General features: G+C 67.4%; 15 protein-coding genes. 9 read left to right on the forward strand and 6 right to left on the reverse strand.

Annotated elements, in window-relative coordinates; genetic code table 11:
- The first annotated feature begins 26 nt into the window (after positions 1-26).
- From QR64_RS09880 to QR64_RS09895, 4 genes are all read left to right on the forward strand, one after another.
- Positions 27-1,229, forward strand: a complete 1,203-nt coding sequence (locus QR64_RS09880; RefSeq protein WP_019290821.1) for a sensor histidine kinase — start codon at positions 27-29, stop codon at positions 1,227-1,229.
- Entirely contained in the window at positions 1,226-1,882 is a 657-nt protein-coding gene (locus QR64_RS09885) for a response regulator (RefSeq protein WP_033096339.1), read from the forward strand. The genes QR64_RS09880 and QR64_RS09885 overlap by 4 nt, the downstream gene beginning before the upstream one ends.
- 53 nt (positions 1,883-1,935) lie before the next feature.
- Positions 1,936-2,547, forward strand: coding sequence for a DUF1707 domain-containing protein (locus QR64_RS09890; protein WP_006553741.1), 612 nt, complete (start codon positions 1,936-1,938; stop codon positions 2,545-2,547).
- A gap of 149 nt (positions 2,548-2,696) precedes the next feature.
- The gene (locus QR64_RS09895) at positions 2,697-3,620 is read left to right on the forward strand and encodes a PaaI family thioesterase (RefSeq protein ID WP_019290818.1); all 924 of its coding nucleotides are present in this window, start codon (positions 2,697-2,699) and stop codon (positions 3,618-3,620) included.
- A gap of 158 nt (positions 3,621-3,778) precedes the next feature.
- On the opposite strand, the gene QR64_RS09900 is transcribed toward QR64_RS09895, so the two are convergent.
- Entirely contained in the window at positions 3,779-4,984 is a 1,206-nt protein-coding gene (locus QR64_RS09900) for a serine hydrolase domain-containing protein (protein ID WP_019290817.1), read from the reverse strand.
- Between the two features lie 112 nt (positions 4,985-5,096).
- Here QR64_RS09900 and QR64_RS09905 point away from each other — a divergent pair, with 112 nt between their 5' ends.
- Complete coding sequence (locus QR64_RS09905; protein WP_033096342.1) at positions 5,097-7,067, forward strand: M13 family metallopeptidase; 1,971 nt, start codon at positions 5,097-5,099, stop codon at positions 7,065-7,067.
- Between the two features lie 99 nt (positions 7,068-7,166).
- On the opposite strand, the gene QR64_RS09910 is transcribed toward QR64_RS09905, so the two are convergent.
- On the reverse strand, positions 7,167-7,889 hold the full coding sequence (locus QR64_RS09910) for a M23 family metallopeptidase (RefSeq protein WP_039585045.1): 723 nt from the start codon (positions 7,887-7,889) through the stop codon (positions 7,167-7,169).
- 359 nt (positions 7,890-8,248) lie between these two features.
- Entirely contained in the window at positions 8,249-9,583 is a 1,335-nt protein-coding gene (locus QR64_RS09915; RefSeq protein WP_039585047.1) for a cytochrome P450, read from the reverse strand.
- A gap of 733 nt (positions 9,584-10,316) precedes the next feature.
- Here QR64_RS09915 and QR64_RS09920 point away from each other — a divergent pair.
- From QR64_RS09920 to QR64_RS09930, 3 genes are all read left to right on the forward strand, one after another.
- On the forward strand, positions 10,317-11,609 hold the full coding sequence (locus QR64_RS09920; protein ID WP_006553750.1) for a cytochrome P450: 1,293 nt from the start codon (positions 10,317-10,319) through the stop codon (positions 11,607-11,609).
- Positions 11,606-11,794 (forward strand): ferredoxin, encoded by a 189-nt coding sequence (locus QR64_RS09925; protein WP_006553751.1) that lies wholly within the window; start codon positions 11,606-11,608, stop codon positions 11,792-11,794. The genes QR64_RS09920 and QR64_RS09925 overlap by 4 nt, the downstream gene beginning before the upstream one ends.
- Before the next feature lie 401 nt (positions 11,795-12,195).
- Positions 12,196-12,846 (forward strand): TetR/AcrR family transcriptional regulator, encoded by a 651-nt coding sequence (locus tag QR64_RS09930; protein WP_019290814.1) that lies wholly within the window; start codon positions 12,196-12,198, stop codon positions 12,844-12,846.
- A gap of 28 nt (positions 12,847-12,874) precedes the next feature.
- Here the strand turns inward: QR64_RS09930 and QR64_RS09935 are convergent, their stop codons facing one another.
- Together QR64_RS09935 and QR64_RS09940 are read right to left on the reverse strand one after the other, a co-directional pair.
- The gene (locus tag QR64_RS09935) at positions 12,875-14,293 is read right to left on the reverse strand and encodes a DUF4038 domain-containing protein (RefSeq protein ID WP_039585096.1); all 1,419 of its coding nucleotides are present in this window, start codon (positions 14,291-14,293) and stop codon (positions 12,875-12,877) included.
- 125 nt (positions 14,294-14,418) lie between these two features.
- Positions 14,419-15,300, reverse strand: a complete 882-nt coding sequence (locus QR64_RS09940; RefSeq protein WP_039585048.1) for a DMT family transporter — start codon at positions 15,298-15,300, stop codon at positions 14,419-14,421.
- Positions 15,301-15,337: 37 nt separating this feature from the next.
- On the opposite strand from QR64_RS09940, the gene QR64_RS09945 reads away from it, so the two are divergent.
- Positions 15,338-16,741 (forward strand): PLP-dependent aminotransferase family protein, encoded by a 1,404-nt coding sequence (locus QR64_RS09945; RefSeq protein WP_039585050.1) that lies wholly within the window; start codon positions 15,338-15,340, stop codon positions 16,739-16,741.
- A 13-nt stretch (positions 16,742-16,754) separates the two neighbouring features.
- Here the strand turns inward: QR64_RS09945 and QR64_RS09950 are convergent, their stop codons facing one another.
- Entirely contained in the window at positions 16,755-17,054 is a 300-nt protein-coding gene (locus QR64_RS09950) for a WhiB family transcriptional regulator (RefSeq protein ID WP_039585051.1), read from the reverse strand.
- Between the last annotated feature and the right edge of the window lie 64 nt (positions 17,055-17,118).

The raw sequence follows: 17,118 nt of genomic DNA on the forward strand, positions 1-17,118 counted from the left end.
CCCCCGGTTGTGGTCGAATCGTTGCCGTGGACAACCGTGAATCCGAGATTCGAGTGGGATTCGTGAACCCGCGCTACAACTCCCTGCTCGTCGCCCTCGCGTACTTCGCGGGTGGCTCGCTGTTGTACGCCCTGGATCTCGGTGTGCTCGTCGAGGATCGGCCGCCGCAGCCGCTGTGGGTGTGGCTGGTTCTGCTCGCGTGCGTGTGTGCACCGATGACGATGCGCCGCACGCGACCGCTTCTCGCACTCCTGCTGGGCACGGTTCCAGTACTGGTCGACCTCGTCGTCGGCCCTTCGCTGCCGGTCTGGATCGCATACGGCGACCTGCTGTACACCGCAACGCTCTTCGGCTCGGCGCGCACCAGCCGCTTCCTCGAACGCGCCCCGTTGGTCCCGATCGTCGTCGGCGCCGTCGCGCTCGGTGTGTACTTCGGAGAACTGCGCATCGCCGTATGGGCCGTGTCGATCGCCGCGCTCGTGATCGTCGTCCCGATCTGGTGGGCCCGATCCGTCCGCACACATCGGGACGCCGCCGAGATCGAACGGGCACGCGCCGAGGCTCTCTCGCGGGTCGCGGAACTGGACCGTCGCGCCGCCATCACCACCGAGCGGCAGCGTCTGGCCCGCGACCTGCACGATGTCGTGGCTGGGCACCTGTCGTCGATCGCGATCCAGAGCGAGGCCGCGCTCCGCCTCCGCGATTCCGATCCCGACCGAGCGCTGACCGTGCTCGAGTCCGTGCGCTCCGGCAGCGTGGCCGCCCTGCAGGAGATGCAGTCGATGGTGCGTCTGCTGCGCAGCGACGACACCGACGAGATCACCACCGCGGGTCGCCTCGCCGACCTCGAACCGCTCACCGCCTCCGCACGCGCCGCCGGCACCTCCGTCCGGATCGACGGTCGTCCACCCGCAGACCTCGACGCGGAGGTCGATCTCACGGCCTACCGCATCGTCCAGGAGACCCTGACGAACGCGGTCAAGCATGCACCCGGACGGCCGGTGACCCTTCGTTTCGACGACGCCGACGGCCGCCTCGGGATCGAGGTGGTGAACCCGATCGGCGACCCGGACACCCCGGACCCGTCACCGGCCCGCGGCGCCGGGCACGGCCTGCGCAACATCGCCGAACGCGCCGCCGCGGTGGGCGGGCACGCCCGCTCCGGTCGCGACGGGAACGAATGGAGGACATACGTGCAACTGCCGATCGCGAACAGGAGTACGACGTGACGATCAGGGTGTTGCTCGCCGACGACCACAGCGCCATCCGCGCGGGCCTGCGGCTCCTGCTCCACACGAGCGAGGACATCGAGGTGGTGGGCGAAGCCGCCGACGGTGCCGTCGCGGTGTCGCAGACGCGCGCCCTCGCCCCGGATGTCGTCCTCATGGACATCCGCATGCCGCACGTCGACGGGATCGCCGCGACCCGCACCATCACCGAGGAGACGAGTGCCCGGGTGCTGGTGCTGACGAGTTTCGAGATCGACGAGTACGTCTTCGAGAGTCTTCGGGCCGGAGCGGCCGGATACCTCCTCAAGACCGCCTCCGCGGATGCCATGCTCGACGCGATCCGGGCGGTGCACTCCGGGGAGTCCGTGCTCTCACCGCAGATCACGCGAACCGTCATCGACGCGTTCGTCTCGAAATCGACTCGGCGGGAGGATGTTCCGGACGGTCCGGATATCGACGCCCTCACCGCACGCGAACAGGAGGTCTTCGCGTGCCTGGGCGAGGGATTGTCCAACCGCCAGATCGCCACCCGCCTCGGCATCGGTGAGAACACGGCGAAGACACACGTCGCCCGGGTGCTCCACAAACTCGGGCTGCAATCGCGGATCCAGGCGGCCATCCTCGCCCGGGACATGCCCGACCATCAGCTCTAGGATCGGGGATGCACCAGGATTCGACAACCGACTCCGAAAGCGCGGGAAAAACAATGACCGGCACTTCCGATCACGACGACCTGCTGCTCAGCGACGCCGAACGCATGCACGCGTTGAACGCACTCGGCGAACACTACGCCGCGGGCCGGCTCGACAGCGCCGAGTTCTACGAACGATCCGGAGAGATATCTTCGGCGCGAACGTTTTCGGCGTTGCTCCCCTCCTTCCGGGGGCTACCCGGCGGTGTTCCCCTCGAACAGGTCGACGGTCACATCCGGATGACCCACGACTCCTCCGCGCCGGCGGTCAGCCACGACAGCTCCTCTGCGACGGCACCCCAGTCCCCGGAGGACGAACTGGCCTCGCTCCGCGAACGGGGCAGCATGGTCGAGACGCTGGACTGGATCATCATCGGCGTCACGCTCGTGACCTTCCTCGTCCTGCAGATCGCTCTCGACTGGAGCTACGCGTGGATCGTGTGGCCGTCGCTGATCGTCACGCTCAGCGTTCCGCGGTTGATCCTGAAGTACAGCGACGACGACGAGAAGGTCTACGAAGAGCTCAAGAAGTCGGAGGCCGCCGAACGGAAGAAGCGGCTCGAGGAGGCGTCGAAGCGGATCCGGGAACTCGAGGGTCGTCGCGGTCCGGAGACGCCACGGAGCTGAAGCGACCGACAGTCACGGAGCTGAAGCGACCGACAGTCACGGAGCTGAGCCGAGGGGTGACCGCAGAGCGGGGTCGACCGGTGATCGCGGACCGGGACGAACCACTCCCCGATTGCTCTTTATTGCGCTGTTCCTGGTAGAAGCAAGGAATGGCAATCGAGACCGCACAGTTCACCGTCGATCGTCCGGGTCGTTTCATGGGCGTCGGCATCGAGGTCGCCGACGACGCGTCGGTCTCGGTCACCCAGTCCGTCGGATCGCACCTGTTCGACCACCGCGGGCAGACCACGCTCGCCTCCATCGGCGTCTTCACCGACGTCGCCGCGGGCGCACCCGCCGGTATCGCGCGATTCGCGGAGACCGGTGAGCGACCGCAGAGCGTGCTGTCGCACGTGACGGCGACGCTCGCCCACCCCTTCCCCGCCTCGGGGGCCCTCGTCGGTCACGGCAGCAGCCTGTTCTTCGACGAGTCCACCGCCGTGTCGGGCACCGACGTGCGCGACGAGCAGGGTGCTCTCGTCGCGCACCTGGTCGGCCGCTCCATCGTCGTCGGGCGCACGCCGATGGAACTCGGCGCCGAGGCGTCGGAGGCCGTGCCGGAGCGGGACGAGCCGGAACCGTGGTCCGATGTGGCGATCCTGGCCGAACTGCCCGGCCTCGACATCGTCACGGGCATCTCCACCGGGACTCTTCCGCGCGGACCGCTCGCCGGGCTGCTCGGACTCGAGGTGACAGCCGCCGAGCGCGGCGTCGTGCAGGCCCGGCTGTCGCCGCGCGAGTGGATGGCCAACGTGATCGGTTCGGTGCAGGGCGGTGTGCTCGTGTCGATGGCGGAGGCCGTCACCGGCCTGGCCGCACAGACGCTGACCGGCATCGATCAGGACTATCGCGTGCTGGAGATCGGCCTCGACTACCTCCGCTCGCCCGCCGTCCCCGGGCCGGTCATCGAACTGCGATCCGAAGCGGTGCGGGCCGGACGGCGACTCGCGTCCTTCGAGACGACGCTGTGCGCCGCCGACGGCACCGTCTACGTGCGCGCACACGCCAACGTCCAGCTGTTCCCCCGCGCGTAACGGATTCGCGGGAATCTCCCAGCTCTCTCGCACCGTGCCTCGAGCGTCCGGACGCACGATGGTCGGAACGAGGACGCACGGAGGAGAGATCATGAACGAGGACCGCACGTGAGGGTGACCGGGTCCTCGCCGCGGTCAACGTGGGTGTCGACGTCTGATCACGCTGCTCTGCGCGCGGCCGTCACCGCCGCGGCGCCGAGCCTCGGGAACCGGCCGTCGGAGATCGTGGTGAAGGTGTTGCCCATGCGGTTGGTGACGAACGCGACCGACAGTCCGGTCTCCGGGTCGGCGAACGCTCCCGAGCCGCCGAAGCCGTAGTGGCCGACCGACCGCAGCGGCTGCTGCCTCAGGGCGACCCATCCGGGGTGGTAACCCAGCCGCCAGTTGGGCCGGATGCCGAGGACGTAGTCGCGTCGCCGGGTCTGCACTTCGAGCAACTGGCCGACGGTGTCCTCCTTCAACAGGCGGGCACCGTCGATCGCTCCGCCGTTCGCGATCGCCGCGTACATGCGGGCCAGGGCCCGGGCGGTGAACACACCGTTCCATCCCGGCATGACGGCGTCGTGCGCGGACGGACTGCGCATCAACTCGTCGAAGCCCTCCGCCATGCCTGCCTCGGCGAGACCCCGCACGCCCGGCGCGTGCGACAGCACCGCCGACGCCGTCGTCCACGGTGCCGGCAGGAAGTTGACCTTGGGGAACACCCGGGCGATGCGGTGCCGTTGGTCCTCGGGCACGTGGTACCAGAACTCGTCCGTGCCGAGCGGCTCGGCGATCTCGGTGCGCACGAGTTCCTGGAAGGACACCCCGGTCACGCGCGATGCGATCTCGGCGACGAGGTTGCCGTAGGTGACGGCGTGATAACCCGGCCCGTGGAAACGTCGTGGATCGGGTGGGGAGGCGGCGAGCGCGGCGGCCACCGCCTCTGAATCGAGCAGTCCTTCCCTGCCGGGCACGAGACCGCGGGACCTGTGCAGTCCGGCGCGATGCGACATGAGCTGTCGCAGGGTGATCGTCTCCTTGCCGGCCGCGGCGAACTCCGGCCAGTACTCGGCCACGGCTGCGTCGTAGTCGAGCAGGCCACGCTCGGCGAGGCGGTGCACCACCGTGCTGGCCACCCCCTTGCCGGTGGAGAACGACAGCACCACGGTGTCGCGGGTCCACCGCTTGTCGCGTGCGGCCCAGCCCGCCCAGATGTCGAGGACGGGTTCGCCGTGGAGATAGCAGGCGAGAGCGCCGCCGCCCTGGCTCGGCTTGTAGAACATCCGGAAGAAGAGATCCGCGACAGGCATGAAGCGCGGATCGACCAGCATCTGTGTGGACGGGGTCGCCACGGGCGGCTCCGTCGTGGAACCTTCGGTCATGAGGGCGATGGTAGGAGTATGTAAACGCTCCCGAGGGTGTTCTCCCACTTCCGCGGCGGTCCGGTCCGCAGGGTGACTGCACGACCTGTCCTTCCGGTGTAAGGATGGGAGCATGACCCTCGCGCAGAACTCGGAGATTCGCTCCGGCATCGATCTCGGACACGTCGACGAACGGGTCCGCCCCCAGGACGACCTCTTCGAACACGTGAACGGCCGATGGCTCGCCGAACACGAGATCCCCGCCGACCGCGCGCTCGACGGAGCCTTCCGCACGCTCGCCGACAAGGCCGAGGTCGACGTGCGGACCATCATCGAAGAGGCCGCGGCGTCCGGCGCCGAGCCGGGCACCGACGCCCAGAAGATCGGCGACCTGTACACCTCGTTCATGGACACCGCGACGATCGAGGCAGCCGGTCTCGATCCGATCCGCGGGGAACTCCGGGCGGTCTCCGGCGCTGCCGACCGCGCCGCGCTCGCGGCAGTACTGGGCGGGTTGCAGCGCGCCGGCGTGACGGGTGCGCTCGCACACTACGTCGACACCGATTCGAAGAACTCCGAGCGGTACCTGATGCACGTTTCGCAGGGCGGGCTCGGGCTGCCCGACGAGTCGTACTACCGCGAGGACCGCTACGCCGAGATCCGTGACCAGTACACCGCCCACATCGGCCGGATGTTCGCCCTCGCCGACCTGCCCTACGACGCGGCGAAGGTGGTCGCGCTCGAGACGAGGCTGGCCGCTGGGCACTGGGACGTCGTCAAGCGTCGCGACGCCGACCTGAGTTACAACCTGCTCACCCTCGACTCGCTGCGCACCGATCTTCCGCAGTTCGACTGGACGGGATGGATCACCGCGACCGGCGCGACCACCGAACAGTGGGCCGAGATCGTCGTTCGTCAGCCGAGCTTCCTCGAGACGTTCGCGACGTTGTGGGCCGACGAGGACCTCGACGACTGGAAGGCCTGGGCGGTGTGGCGGGTGCTGCGCGCGCGGGCTCCGTACCTGTCCGAGGCGTTCGTCGACGAGAACTTCGCGTTCTACGGCCGCACGCTCACCGGTACGCAGGAGATCCGCGACCGCTGGAAGCGCGGCGTGTCGCTCGTGCAGGACCTGCTCGGCGAGGCCGTCGGCAAGCTCTACGTCGAACGGCACTTCCCCGCCGAGGCGAAGACGCGCATGCAGGTGCTCGTCGACAATCTCACCGAGGCGTACCGGCAGTCCATCACCGACCTCGAATGGATGAGCCCGGCCACGCGCGAGGCCGCGCTGCGCAAGCTCGAGAAGTTCACCCCCAAGGTCGGCTATCCCGACACCTGGCGCGACTACTCCGCTGTGACGATCACCCCGGACGACGTGGTGGGCAACTACCGCAGCGGGTACGCCGCGGAATACGACCGCGATCTCGGCAAGCTCGGTGGTCCGGTCGATCGCGGCGAGTGGTTCATGACCCCGCAGACGGTCAACGCCTACTACAACCCGGGGATGAACGAGATCGTCTTCCCCGCCGCGATTCTCCAGCCCCCGTTCTTCGACCTGCATGCCGACGACGCCGCGAACTACGGCGGTATCGGCGCGGTCATCGGGCACGAGATCGGCCACGGATTCGACGATCAGGGCGCGAAGTACGACGGCGACGGTAATCTGGAGAACTGGTGGACCGATTCGGACCGCGAGGAGTTCGGTAAGCGCACCGCGGCCCTCATCGCGCAGTACGACGAGTTCGAGCCGAAGGCCCTTCCCGGACAGCGTGTCAACGGCAGCTTCACGATCGGCGAGAACATCGGTGATCTCGGTGGCCTGTCGATCGCGTTGAAGGCCTACGAGATCGCGCTCGACGGCAAGCCCGCGCCGGTCATCGACGGCCTGACCGGCCTGCAGCGCGTGTTCTTCGGATGGGCGCAGGTGTGGCGTACGAAGGTTCGCGACGAAGAGGCGTCACGACGCCTCGCCGTCGACCCGCACTCGCCGCCGGAGTTCCGCTGCAACGGCGTGATCCGCAACATCGACGCTTTCTACGACGCGTTCGGCGTCGACGAGGGCGACAGGCTGTATCTCGATCCTTCGGAGCGCGTGCGCATCTGGTAACTCCACGCACGACACTGCCCCGACGCGGACAGCGTCGGGGCAGTGGAAGTTTCGGGGGCGTTCGTTTCGGGGGCCGTTCTCGGGCTGTCGCCTACCGGATCAGCCGAGGTGCGAGCTCGGCACCGGAACGCCGCGCGCGTGGAACCACGGGATGGGGTCGACCTTGGCGCCGCCCGGCTGCCACACCTCGTAGTGCAGGTGCGGGCCGGTGGACTGGCCGCGGTTGCCCATCGTGGCGATCTGCTCACCGGCGCGGACGTGCTGGCCGACCGAGACGAGGGACTGATCGATGTGGCCGTAGACACCGGTCGTGCCGTCGTCCTGCGCGATGCGCACCCACAGGCCGAAGCCCGAGGCCGGACCGGATTCGATCACGACGCCGTCGGTGACGGAGACGATGGGCGTGCCGATCGAGTTGGCGACGTCGATACCGTTGTGGTTGGTCCCCCAGCGCGGACCGTAGCCCGAGGTCAGCGTTCCTGCAGCGGGGAAGGCGAGCGCGGGGCGACGCGCGGCCTCCTCACGAGCGGCCTGCTCGGCGGCCTCGCGGGCGATCCGCTCGGCCTCGGCACGCTGTGCTGCCTCCTGGGCAGCGATCGCCTCGGCGACACGCTGTGCTTCCCTCTCGGCGGCGCGGTTCAGCTTCTCGGTGTAGTGCGATGCGTCGACACCGGTGACCTTCAGCACCTGCGGTGCGGTCGAGAGGTTCTCCCCGGCGCCCGTCCATGCGGTGGCGGACTCGACGCGGACCCGGTCGCCTGCGGCGTTCGCGACCGTCGTTCCGCCGACGGTGACGGCGCTCGCGAGGACCGCGACTGCCATCCACCTGCCGGCGCGGGTTGCGCGCCGTCGCAGATCGGTGGCTTCTCGGGTGTGGGTGGATTCAGGATTTCGGATCACAGCAGTTTCCTCTGGGACAGACCCTCGGTAACGAAAGGGTCACGATTCCATCACAGAGTACTTCGACCTTTGACGAACTCAGCGTGTCGCCTTGACTCCAAACCGACCGGTATCGGACAAAAAGCGCCCGATTTGCCCTACTCGATTCACATCGACACCATCGACCTCACGCGTTGGTCGCAAAACCGGGGTGAACCGTGAGTGACGTCACGCCATCGGATAACGGGGAACAATCTCCGAGGGGGTATCGAGGCGGTATTGCGGCCCCAGCCGAGAGAGCCCTACCGCACCGCGAAACGCAGACCGAAATTGTCGAACGTCGCGGGCAGCGGACGCGCCGGATCCGGCTTCATATCCGACACCACGGTGAACTCGGCGGACCGGAGCAGAGTCGCAAGGAAGGTGCTCGCCGCGAACAGCACGATGCTGCGCCCGGGGCACACCGTCGGTCCGGCGCTGAACGGCACGAGCGCGGGATAGCGCTCGGCGCGGCCGTCGAGCCAGATCTCGGGTTCGAAGGTGTCGGCGAACGGCAGGTCGTCGGAGCGGTGGAAGGCCGAGGACAGGATCACGAAGCCCGTACCGGCGGGAATCGTGGAGGTACCACCCGCACCGTCGCTCCACGTGGTCTCTTCCACGGAGTCCCGGAGGATCACCGGAGTGGTCGGCCACAGCCGGGTCGTGTCCAGCACGGAGGCCCGCAGGTACTCGTAGACCTGCGGTGTCCCGGCTTCGGTTCCCGACAATTCCGACTCGACGCGCAGACGCTGCTCGGAATGGGTCGACAACACCGCCAGGGTTCGGGCGCTGACCATGCCTGCGGCGTCGAACGCGAACAACCAGTGCGGCATCTGCCCGATCGGGTCGACGGACGCCGGCGCTGCGAGGTCCCGGACCACCCCGGCCAGACTCTGGGACGGAGCCGCCGTGACATGACGGTGCAGGTTCTGGGTGAACCGATCGCGCAGGCGGTGCCGGAGCGGATGCGCGAACGACCAGTTCCCGTTCGAGCGCAGCGTCCACAACTGGTCGGTGATGCTCTCGTCGTCGCGGGCGGCGTCGCCGAACGCGAGTCGCCGAACGAGGCGCCACCAGGTCTTCACGAAATCCGGGGCGTCGAGTTCACCGCGCGACCTCGCATGCTCGAGCAGATCCTGCGCCTCCTGCTCGATCACGGGAACCCATTCGGCCGCGAGACGGTGCAGGGCGTGTTCCGGTTCGAGGACCGACTCGTTGAACGCGCGTCGCTGGGCGCGGATGTTCCCTCGGGAGATGAGCACACCGTTGGGCTGGAACGGGCTGAGTGCGGCCACCTTCTCCTTGTTGGCCGCAGTGAACGATGCCGTGTCGGTGCGCAGGATCCGGTCCACATCCTCGGGCGTCAGGACGATCGCGAGGGTGCGGCCGGGGATCGGCACGACCACCGGTCCGTCACCGTGCCGCTTCCGTAGATCGGCGACCAGGCGGACGACGCCGGCATCGGATTGGTTCTTCTCGAGCAGCTTCATCGCCCAACGCCGACGAGCGATCGGTCCCACCGCCACGAACGGCACGGCCACCTGCCCGAGGAGCCGAGCGGCGTCGGTGGGCGAAACGGTCGCGGTCGTTGCAGGCACAGGTGCTCCCGGCGTCGGAGGGGCAGGACTTGTGAAGGCTTCCCGTCGGGAGCACATCCAAACGTCCGTCCGGACCCGCAGAGGGAGATCACCGCAACCCCGGAACGAGCAGGCTTGCACGGTCCGCGGACAGAAGCACGCCTTCGGACGGCATGCAACTGTCTTCAAGGCGCGCAAACGGTCGGCGCTGCAGTGACAACTACCCGTCCCGATTTCCCCTGCGCCCTATTTTCCGCGCGCCTGCTTGCCGCGAGAGCACCTTGTCGGCCGCTTCCCAGTGCGCATCGAACAGATCGCCACGACCGTCGGAAAACCCTGCGACGGTGTGGAAGTGATCATCGACGGCGACAGCGAGGTGCTAATCCGCGGATACAACGTGATGCAAAGGTCGTCGCGTCGCTCTTCCTCCCGTCGACTCCACCGACCCACCGTCGGCGTGAAGTCACCCATCGGACATTCCGACGATGAACACATCCCGTGCCCGTACCCGAACTTTCCGAGGCTCGAGTACGGGCATGTTGTCGCTTCTGCGGTTACACACATTTCAAGATCGAACACAGCACATCGATCGTCGTCACGTTATCCATCACAAGTCCGAAATGCACGAAAGATCCTCTCGCGCCCAACTTTCGAACCCGTGGTTGGATGTGCGGTCGAGATACGGACTCGAGCGCGCGACGCCGCGTGGCGAAGCCGAACTCCATCACAGCCACCGCCTGCCCCGGGAGGAACCATGACCGACATCGAGACGAAGAACTTCTTCACCGATCCGGAACTCGTCGAGGACCCGTACCCCTACTACGACGCCCTGCGCGAGGGATGCCCGGTCACGCGCGAACCCCACCACAACGTCATGATGGTCACCGGCTACGAAGAGGCGATCCAGGTCCTGAGCGACGAGCAGACCTTCTCGTCGTGTATCTCGGTGACCGGTCCGTTCTCCGGCCTTCCGGCCTGCCCCGAGAGCGACGACATCACCGACTTCATCGAGGAGCACCGCCCCTCGCTGCCGATGAACGACCAGCTCCCCACCATGGATCCCCCGCAGCACACCGACCATCGCGGCCTGCTGATGCGGCTCATCACGCCCAAGCGGCTCAAGGAGAACGAGGCCTTCATCGAGCGCATCGCCGACCGCCTCCTCGACGATCTGCTCGCCCGAGGCGAGGGCGACTACATCACCGGCTTCGCCGCTCCGTTCGCGATGCTCGTCATCGCCGACCTGCTGGGCGTGCCGGAGAGTGACCATCAAGAATTCATCGAGGGCCTGAAGATCCAAGTGGAGAAAGGCTTCTCGCTCGGCAGCACCGAGGGTGAGACGCTGAAGCTCAACCCACTCGAGTTCCTGTACAAGAAGTTCGGCCAGTACATCGAGGACCGCCGCGCGAACCCCACCGACGACGTGCTGACGGGCCTCGCCACCGCAACCTTCCCCGACGGCACCCTGCCGCCCGTCGACGACGTCCTGCGTATCGCCGCGAACGTGTTCTCCGCCGGCCAGGAGACCACCGTGCGTCTGCTGAGTTCCGCGTTGCGGATCATCGCCGAGCAGCCCGAACTCCAGAAGACCCTGCGCAGCGAGCCCGATCGCATCCCGAACTTCATCGAGGAGACGCTGCGTTTCGAGAGCCCGATCAAGGGCGACTTCCGGCTCGCGAAGACCCCCACCACCGTCGGCGGGGTCGACGTCTCGGCCGGCACGATCATGATGCTGGTCAACGGCGCCGCCAACCGCGACCCGCGCCAGTTCTCCGACCCGAACGAGTTCGACATCGATCGCCGCAACGCACGCACCCACATCGCGTTCGGTCGCGGCGTGCACTCGTGTCCTGGCGCCCCGCTCGCCCGAACCGAAGGACGCGTGGGCATCGCGCGCCTGCTCGAGCGCACCAGCGAGATCCGGATCTCCGAGAAAGTGCACGGCCCCGAGGACGACCGGAAGTTCGGTTACCTGCCGACCTTCATCCTGCGCGGCCTGCTCGCCCTGCACCTCGAGTACACGCCGGCGGAAGGTGAGTCGAAGTGAAGGTCGTCGTCGACGACGACGCCTGCCGCGGACACGGCGTCTGCCTCGCGGCCTGCCCGGAGGTCTTCGACCTGAGCGACGGCGGATACGCCGTCACCCTGATGTCCGAGGTCCCGGCCGAACACCAGGACTCCGTGCGGGAGGCCGCAGGGGGTTGCCCCGAAAGGGCGATCCGGCTCGACTGAGATCAGAGCGCGCCGTTCTTCGACGGGTCCGGCGTCCGGCCTTCCATTCTCCAGCAGAGAATCCACCTCCCGAGCCTCTTGCGGGGAATGACCCGTCTACGGGGGCCGGGTGCGCTCCGATCCCCGCGTTGGTTGTCAGGATGTCTCACGGCCATCCTGACAACCAGCGAATTGCCGCAGCGGATGGCGAGAACGGCAGCGGATTCCGTCCCGGGTGCGCATTCCGACTTGCCTCTTTCCGGCCCCGAATCAGCCGTATCGGGATGAGAACAAGGTTTCTTTTTCTGATAGCAACAGTCTCGAGTCCGGACGGAAAGCGGAAGGACGGCCCCGCGTTGCCTCCCTACCCTCCGGTACAGTGTCCCCATGTCCACTCCACGCGACACAGGGCGATCCGGGCAGTGACGGGCGCCAGCGAAGAGCCGGCCTGGAAGCAGCGCGCGGTGGAGCGTTCCATCCGGACCGCGAAGCTGCGCGCCGAGCAGCGCGTTCAGCGCTTTCTCGACGCCGCACAGGCGATCATCGCGGAAAAGGGCAGCACCGACTTCACGGTTCAGGAAGTTGTCGACCGGTCGAAGCAGTCGCTTCGCAGCTTCTACCTACAATTCGACGGTAAGCACGAGCTGTTGCTGGCACTTTTCGAGGATGCTCTGAGCCGCTCTGCCGATCAGATCCGTGCCGCTGCCGCCGACGAGAAGGATCCTCTCGATCAGCTGCGCGTCGCAGTGGAACTGCTGTTCGAGTCGTCCCGACCCGATCCGGCGGCCCCGCGACCCCTATTCACCGACCTCGCGCCCCAGCTGGTGCTCACCCATCCTGCCGAGGTGAAGGTCGCACACGCACCGATGCTCACGCTGTTCACGGAGCTGATGGAGAAGGTCGATGCCGAGGGCAGCCTTCGCGAGGGAACGAACGCGAAGCGAATGGCCGCCATGACAATGCAGACCGTGATGTCCATTGCCCAGTCGAGCGGTGGCGACGACACCACGACCCTTCTCATCTCGGCCGACGAGGTATGGAGTTTCTGCTCGCAGGGATTCGCCGCCCGCTGACGAGAGCAGCATTCTCGAACAGCAAAGTTCATCCCTCTCGCTCGGTGATCACGAGAAGCCAATCCCCGTCTCCATCCGTGTTCGGCCCCGGTATAGGGATGTCGCCGTTCTCGTCGGAAGTCGCCGGCTGCCGAGGCCCGGTCGCGTCGGCGGGGTCGACCCACTCGAGGGTCGCCTCCTCCGGTACCAACGCAGGATCGAGCCGGATCGTGCGCTGCGTCGGAAGGTAGACGACGGCGAGTGAACCGTCGGGTGTCCGGGCAGCGGTGACGTACTCGTCGTCGAGAACGTCGATCATCTCGTCACTCGTCCACGGGGTGCCGCGACCTGCGACGACGAGCGGTTCGTCGATATCCGGCACGAGCTCCCACCACGGCCACGACTGCCACAGTTCACGTATCGCTCGCAGCTGTGCGACAGCGGGAGTATCCAGACGGGTTTCCCACCCGTCCGGGAACTCCCAGTCGTCGGAACCCCGGAACTCGCCGGGCGAACCGGAGGTCAGTGCCCACAACGCCTGACGTCGGAGTGTCTCGTCGGTGGTCGGTGCCGTGTCCTCCTGGTTGTTCTCACCTTCGTAGTTGCCCTCCGAGAACAGTGCGGGTCGCGGGTCGCGGGTTCCGTCGGCACGCTCGTAGGCCTGCAGGACGGCCTGATAGGTGGGCGCGTAGGTGTAGACGAAGTTCCAGTCCACGACCGGTTCCCAGAACGGGTGATCCGTGGACAGCAGCTTGTCCCACCCCAGTTGGATCGTGAACGGTGCGTCGGAGCCGGCATCACGGATCCCGTCGAGCATCGCGTGCAGCACGAGATCCGACTCGGCACCGGCCGCGAGATCCTCCGCCTCCGGTGAGTAGTCCCCGCCGGTCATCCAGACGATGTTCGGGAATTCCGCGTACCGCTGCGCGAACCGCCGTCCGTACTCGAAGGCCTGTTCCGGCGTGGTCGACGCGAAGACGTGGGTGAGGTTCCACCCGTCCATCGGATACAGGAATACCGTGTTCCCGTGGCGGCACGCGATCCGGAGGTAGTCGTCGACACGCGACCAGTACACCTCGTTCCACTGCGTGATGTCGCCGTCGACGAACGGTTCGATGCCGTCGAAGGTGGCGCCTTCGTAGCTCGGGCCGCCGTTCACCGGCACGACGATCGCCGACATGATCGAGGCATTGAACCCGTTGATCTCGCGGTCGGTGAAATACAACTCGGCCTGCTCGGGCGACCAGTCGACCATCCCCGACCACGGCGAGTCGCCGCGGACGAGGACGGGATCACCGTATTGATCCTCGAAATGGCGGCCATCGGCGCCGACGGACGAGACGAAGCGGTGGTCGGCGGCATCGCAGTCCGCTTCGACCGCCGGGACGTTCGTCCGCTGTTCCTGCTCTCCCGCGTTCGAACAGGCCGCGACCAGCAGCAACACCATCACAAGGACTGCCTGTTTCATCGTCACCCCACCGCGCCCGTGGTACGTCCAGGCTACGGAGGAGATCGTGGCTCCGAGCGAAAACACGGAACCCGTCGTCGGCGACAACCCGCGCTGGGGACTTCTTCCTCGACAAGGACCGACGTTCAATTCCGACGGACGCGGACGGCGGTGCCGGCGCACAGCACGACGACGGCACCGCCCGCAAACACTGCCCATGTCAATGGTTCTCCCAGCAGCCAGGCGGCCCAGCCGACCGTCATGATCGGCTGGGTCAGTTGCACCTGCCCGACCCGAGCCATCGGCCCGATGGCCAGACCTCGGTACCACGCGAAGAACCCGAGGAACATGCTGACGATGCCGAGGTACGCGAACGACGCCCAGTGCGTCACCCCACCCTGCGGCGGTCCGTCGGCGAGCGAGACCAGGGTGAGTGTCACCATCAACGGTGACCCCAGCACCAGTGCCCACGAGATCGTCTGCCACGCACCGATCTCCCGCGCCAGCAGCCCGCCTTCTGCGTAACCGACGGCGGCGGCGACCACCGCGCCGAGCAACAGCAGATCGGCTCGACCGAATCCCGCGGCACCTCCGCCACGCAGGCCCGCGAAGGCCATGACGGCGACCGTCCCCACACCCGCCGCGACCCAGAACGGGGTGGGCGGCCGTTCGTGGGCCCGCAACACCGCGACCACCGCGGTCGCAGCCGGAAGGATCGCGATGACGATCGCGCTGTGGTTCGCCGGTGCCATGGTCAGGGCGTACGAGGTGAGCATGGGGAATCCGATCACCACCCCACCTGTGACGACGGCGATCCTGCGCCACTGATGCGTGTTCGGGAGTCGTTGCCCCGTGAGCGCGAGCGCCAGAGCGGCGAGAACCGCCGCGACGACCGCGCGGCCGGCGGCGACGAACAGCGGTGACATCGCCCCGTTCTCGACGGCGATGCGGGTGAGCGGCACGGTCAGGGAGAAGCCTGCGACGCCGAGCAGACCCCAGGCGAGCCCGCGAGGATCGGACGATAGCACTGGCCTGCCGGACACGATAGCGCTACTCTTCAATCTCATGTCGAACAGTAGCAGTTCCCAGCTCGTCGCGGAACTGACCCGGTGGATCGCCACCGCAGCACCCGGCGCCCGGTTGCCGTCGACGAGATCGCTCGTCGCGCAGTACGGCGTCAGCCCCGTCACGGTGCAGAAAGCATTGAAGACACTCCAGACCCGGGGTCTCGTGGAGAGTCGCACCGGTGTGGGAACCTTCGTCCGCCGGATCCGCACGTCGAACACGATCGATCACAGCTGGCAGACGGAAGCGCTCGGAACGGCTCCCTCGTTGCCTCGCGCCTCCGCCGCCCTGCGCACCGTGTCCAACGATGTGGTCTCACTCCACTCCGGCTATCCCGACCGCACGCTGCTTCCCGAACGCCTTGTCCGCGGAGCATATTCACGCGCAGCCCGCAGCGACGCCGCCGTAGGACGGACACCTGCTGCAGGACTTCCCGAACTGCAGGAGTGGTTCGCCGCGGAGCTGTCGGAAGCGACGAACGCGCGCACGGCCCCGCCGTCCGCGGGCGACGTGATCATCACCCCCGGCAGTCAGAGCGGGCTCGGGTCGATCTTCCGCGCACTCGTCGGCGCCGGTAATCCCCTCATCGTGGAGTCACCGACCTATTGGGGTGCAATCCTCGCGGCCACGAAGGCCGGCGTGCAGCTCGCACCGGTTTCCAGCGGACCCAACGGGCCCGATCCCGACGAATTGGCCCGCGCCTTCGATCGGACCCGGGCCCGCGCCTTCTACGCACAACCGAACTTCGCGAATCCCACCGGGGCGCAATGGTCGTCGTCGACCGGCGAGCGGGTCCTCGACGTCGTGCGCGATGCGGGAGCGTTCGTCATCGAGGACGACTGGGCCCACGACTTCGCGATCTCGGCCCCGTCCGTTCCGCTGTTCGCCCGCGACGATTCGGGCCACGTCGTCTATGTCCGCTCCCTGACCAAGAGTGTCGCGCCGTCGGTGCGGGTCGCGGCGATCGTCGCGCGTGGACCGGCTCGCGAACGCATCCTCGCCGACGTGCAGGCCGAATCCGTCTATGTGAGCGGCGTTCTCCAGACGGTCGCGCTCGACGTCGTCACCCAGCCGGCATGGCAGACCCATCTGCGGGCGGTGCGGCGCGAGCTCGAATCGCGCCGCAACCTTCTCGTGAGCGAACTTCGTGAGCTCGCACCGGATGTGGCTGTCGACGGGCTACCGTCCGGTGGGCTCAACCTGTGGGGCAGGCTCCCGGACGACGTCGACGCCGAGGCCGTCGCGCACGAGTGCGAGGCCGCCGGGGTGCTCGTCGCGGCAGGTGACGAGTGGTTCCCGGCGGAGCCCACCGGTCAGTACCTCCGGCTCAACTACGCAGGACCGAATCCGGCGGCCTTCCGGGAGGCCGCGCGGGTCATCGGGAAAGTCGTCTCCGGCGGGTGAGGGCGAGCGGACGTCACCGGCTCGTGCGGCGCCGGCGGGCCTTCCTCACCCGGGTGCGTTCGTCCTCTGTGAGCCCACCCCAGATCCCGTAGCGTTCACCGGAATCGAGGGCGTACTGCAGGCACTTCTCCCGCACCGGACAACGAGCGCAGACCTTCTTGGCCGAAGCTATCCGGTTCTCCCTCGCGTCGCCCCGCTCGTTGTCCGGGTGGAAGAACAACGATCCGTCTGCGTCGCGACAAGCCGCGTCCATCTGCCAATCCCATTCCTCGGTAACGGGAGGCGGCAGATAGAGCAACTTCAGCGCGGGCATGTCCTACCTCCCTCCGTTGCGCAGGGTGCGGTAGACCTCGATCAGGTGGTCGGTGGACGCGTCG

The sequence above is a fragment of the Rhodococcus sp. Chr-9 genome, from assembly GCF_000801125.1.
Lineage (GTDB): Bacteria > Actinomycetota > Actinomycetes > Mycobacteriales > Mycobacteriaceae > Rhodococcus > Rhodococcus pyridinivorans.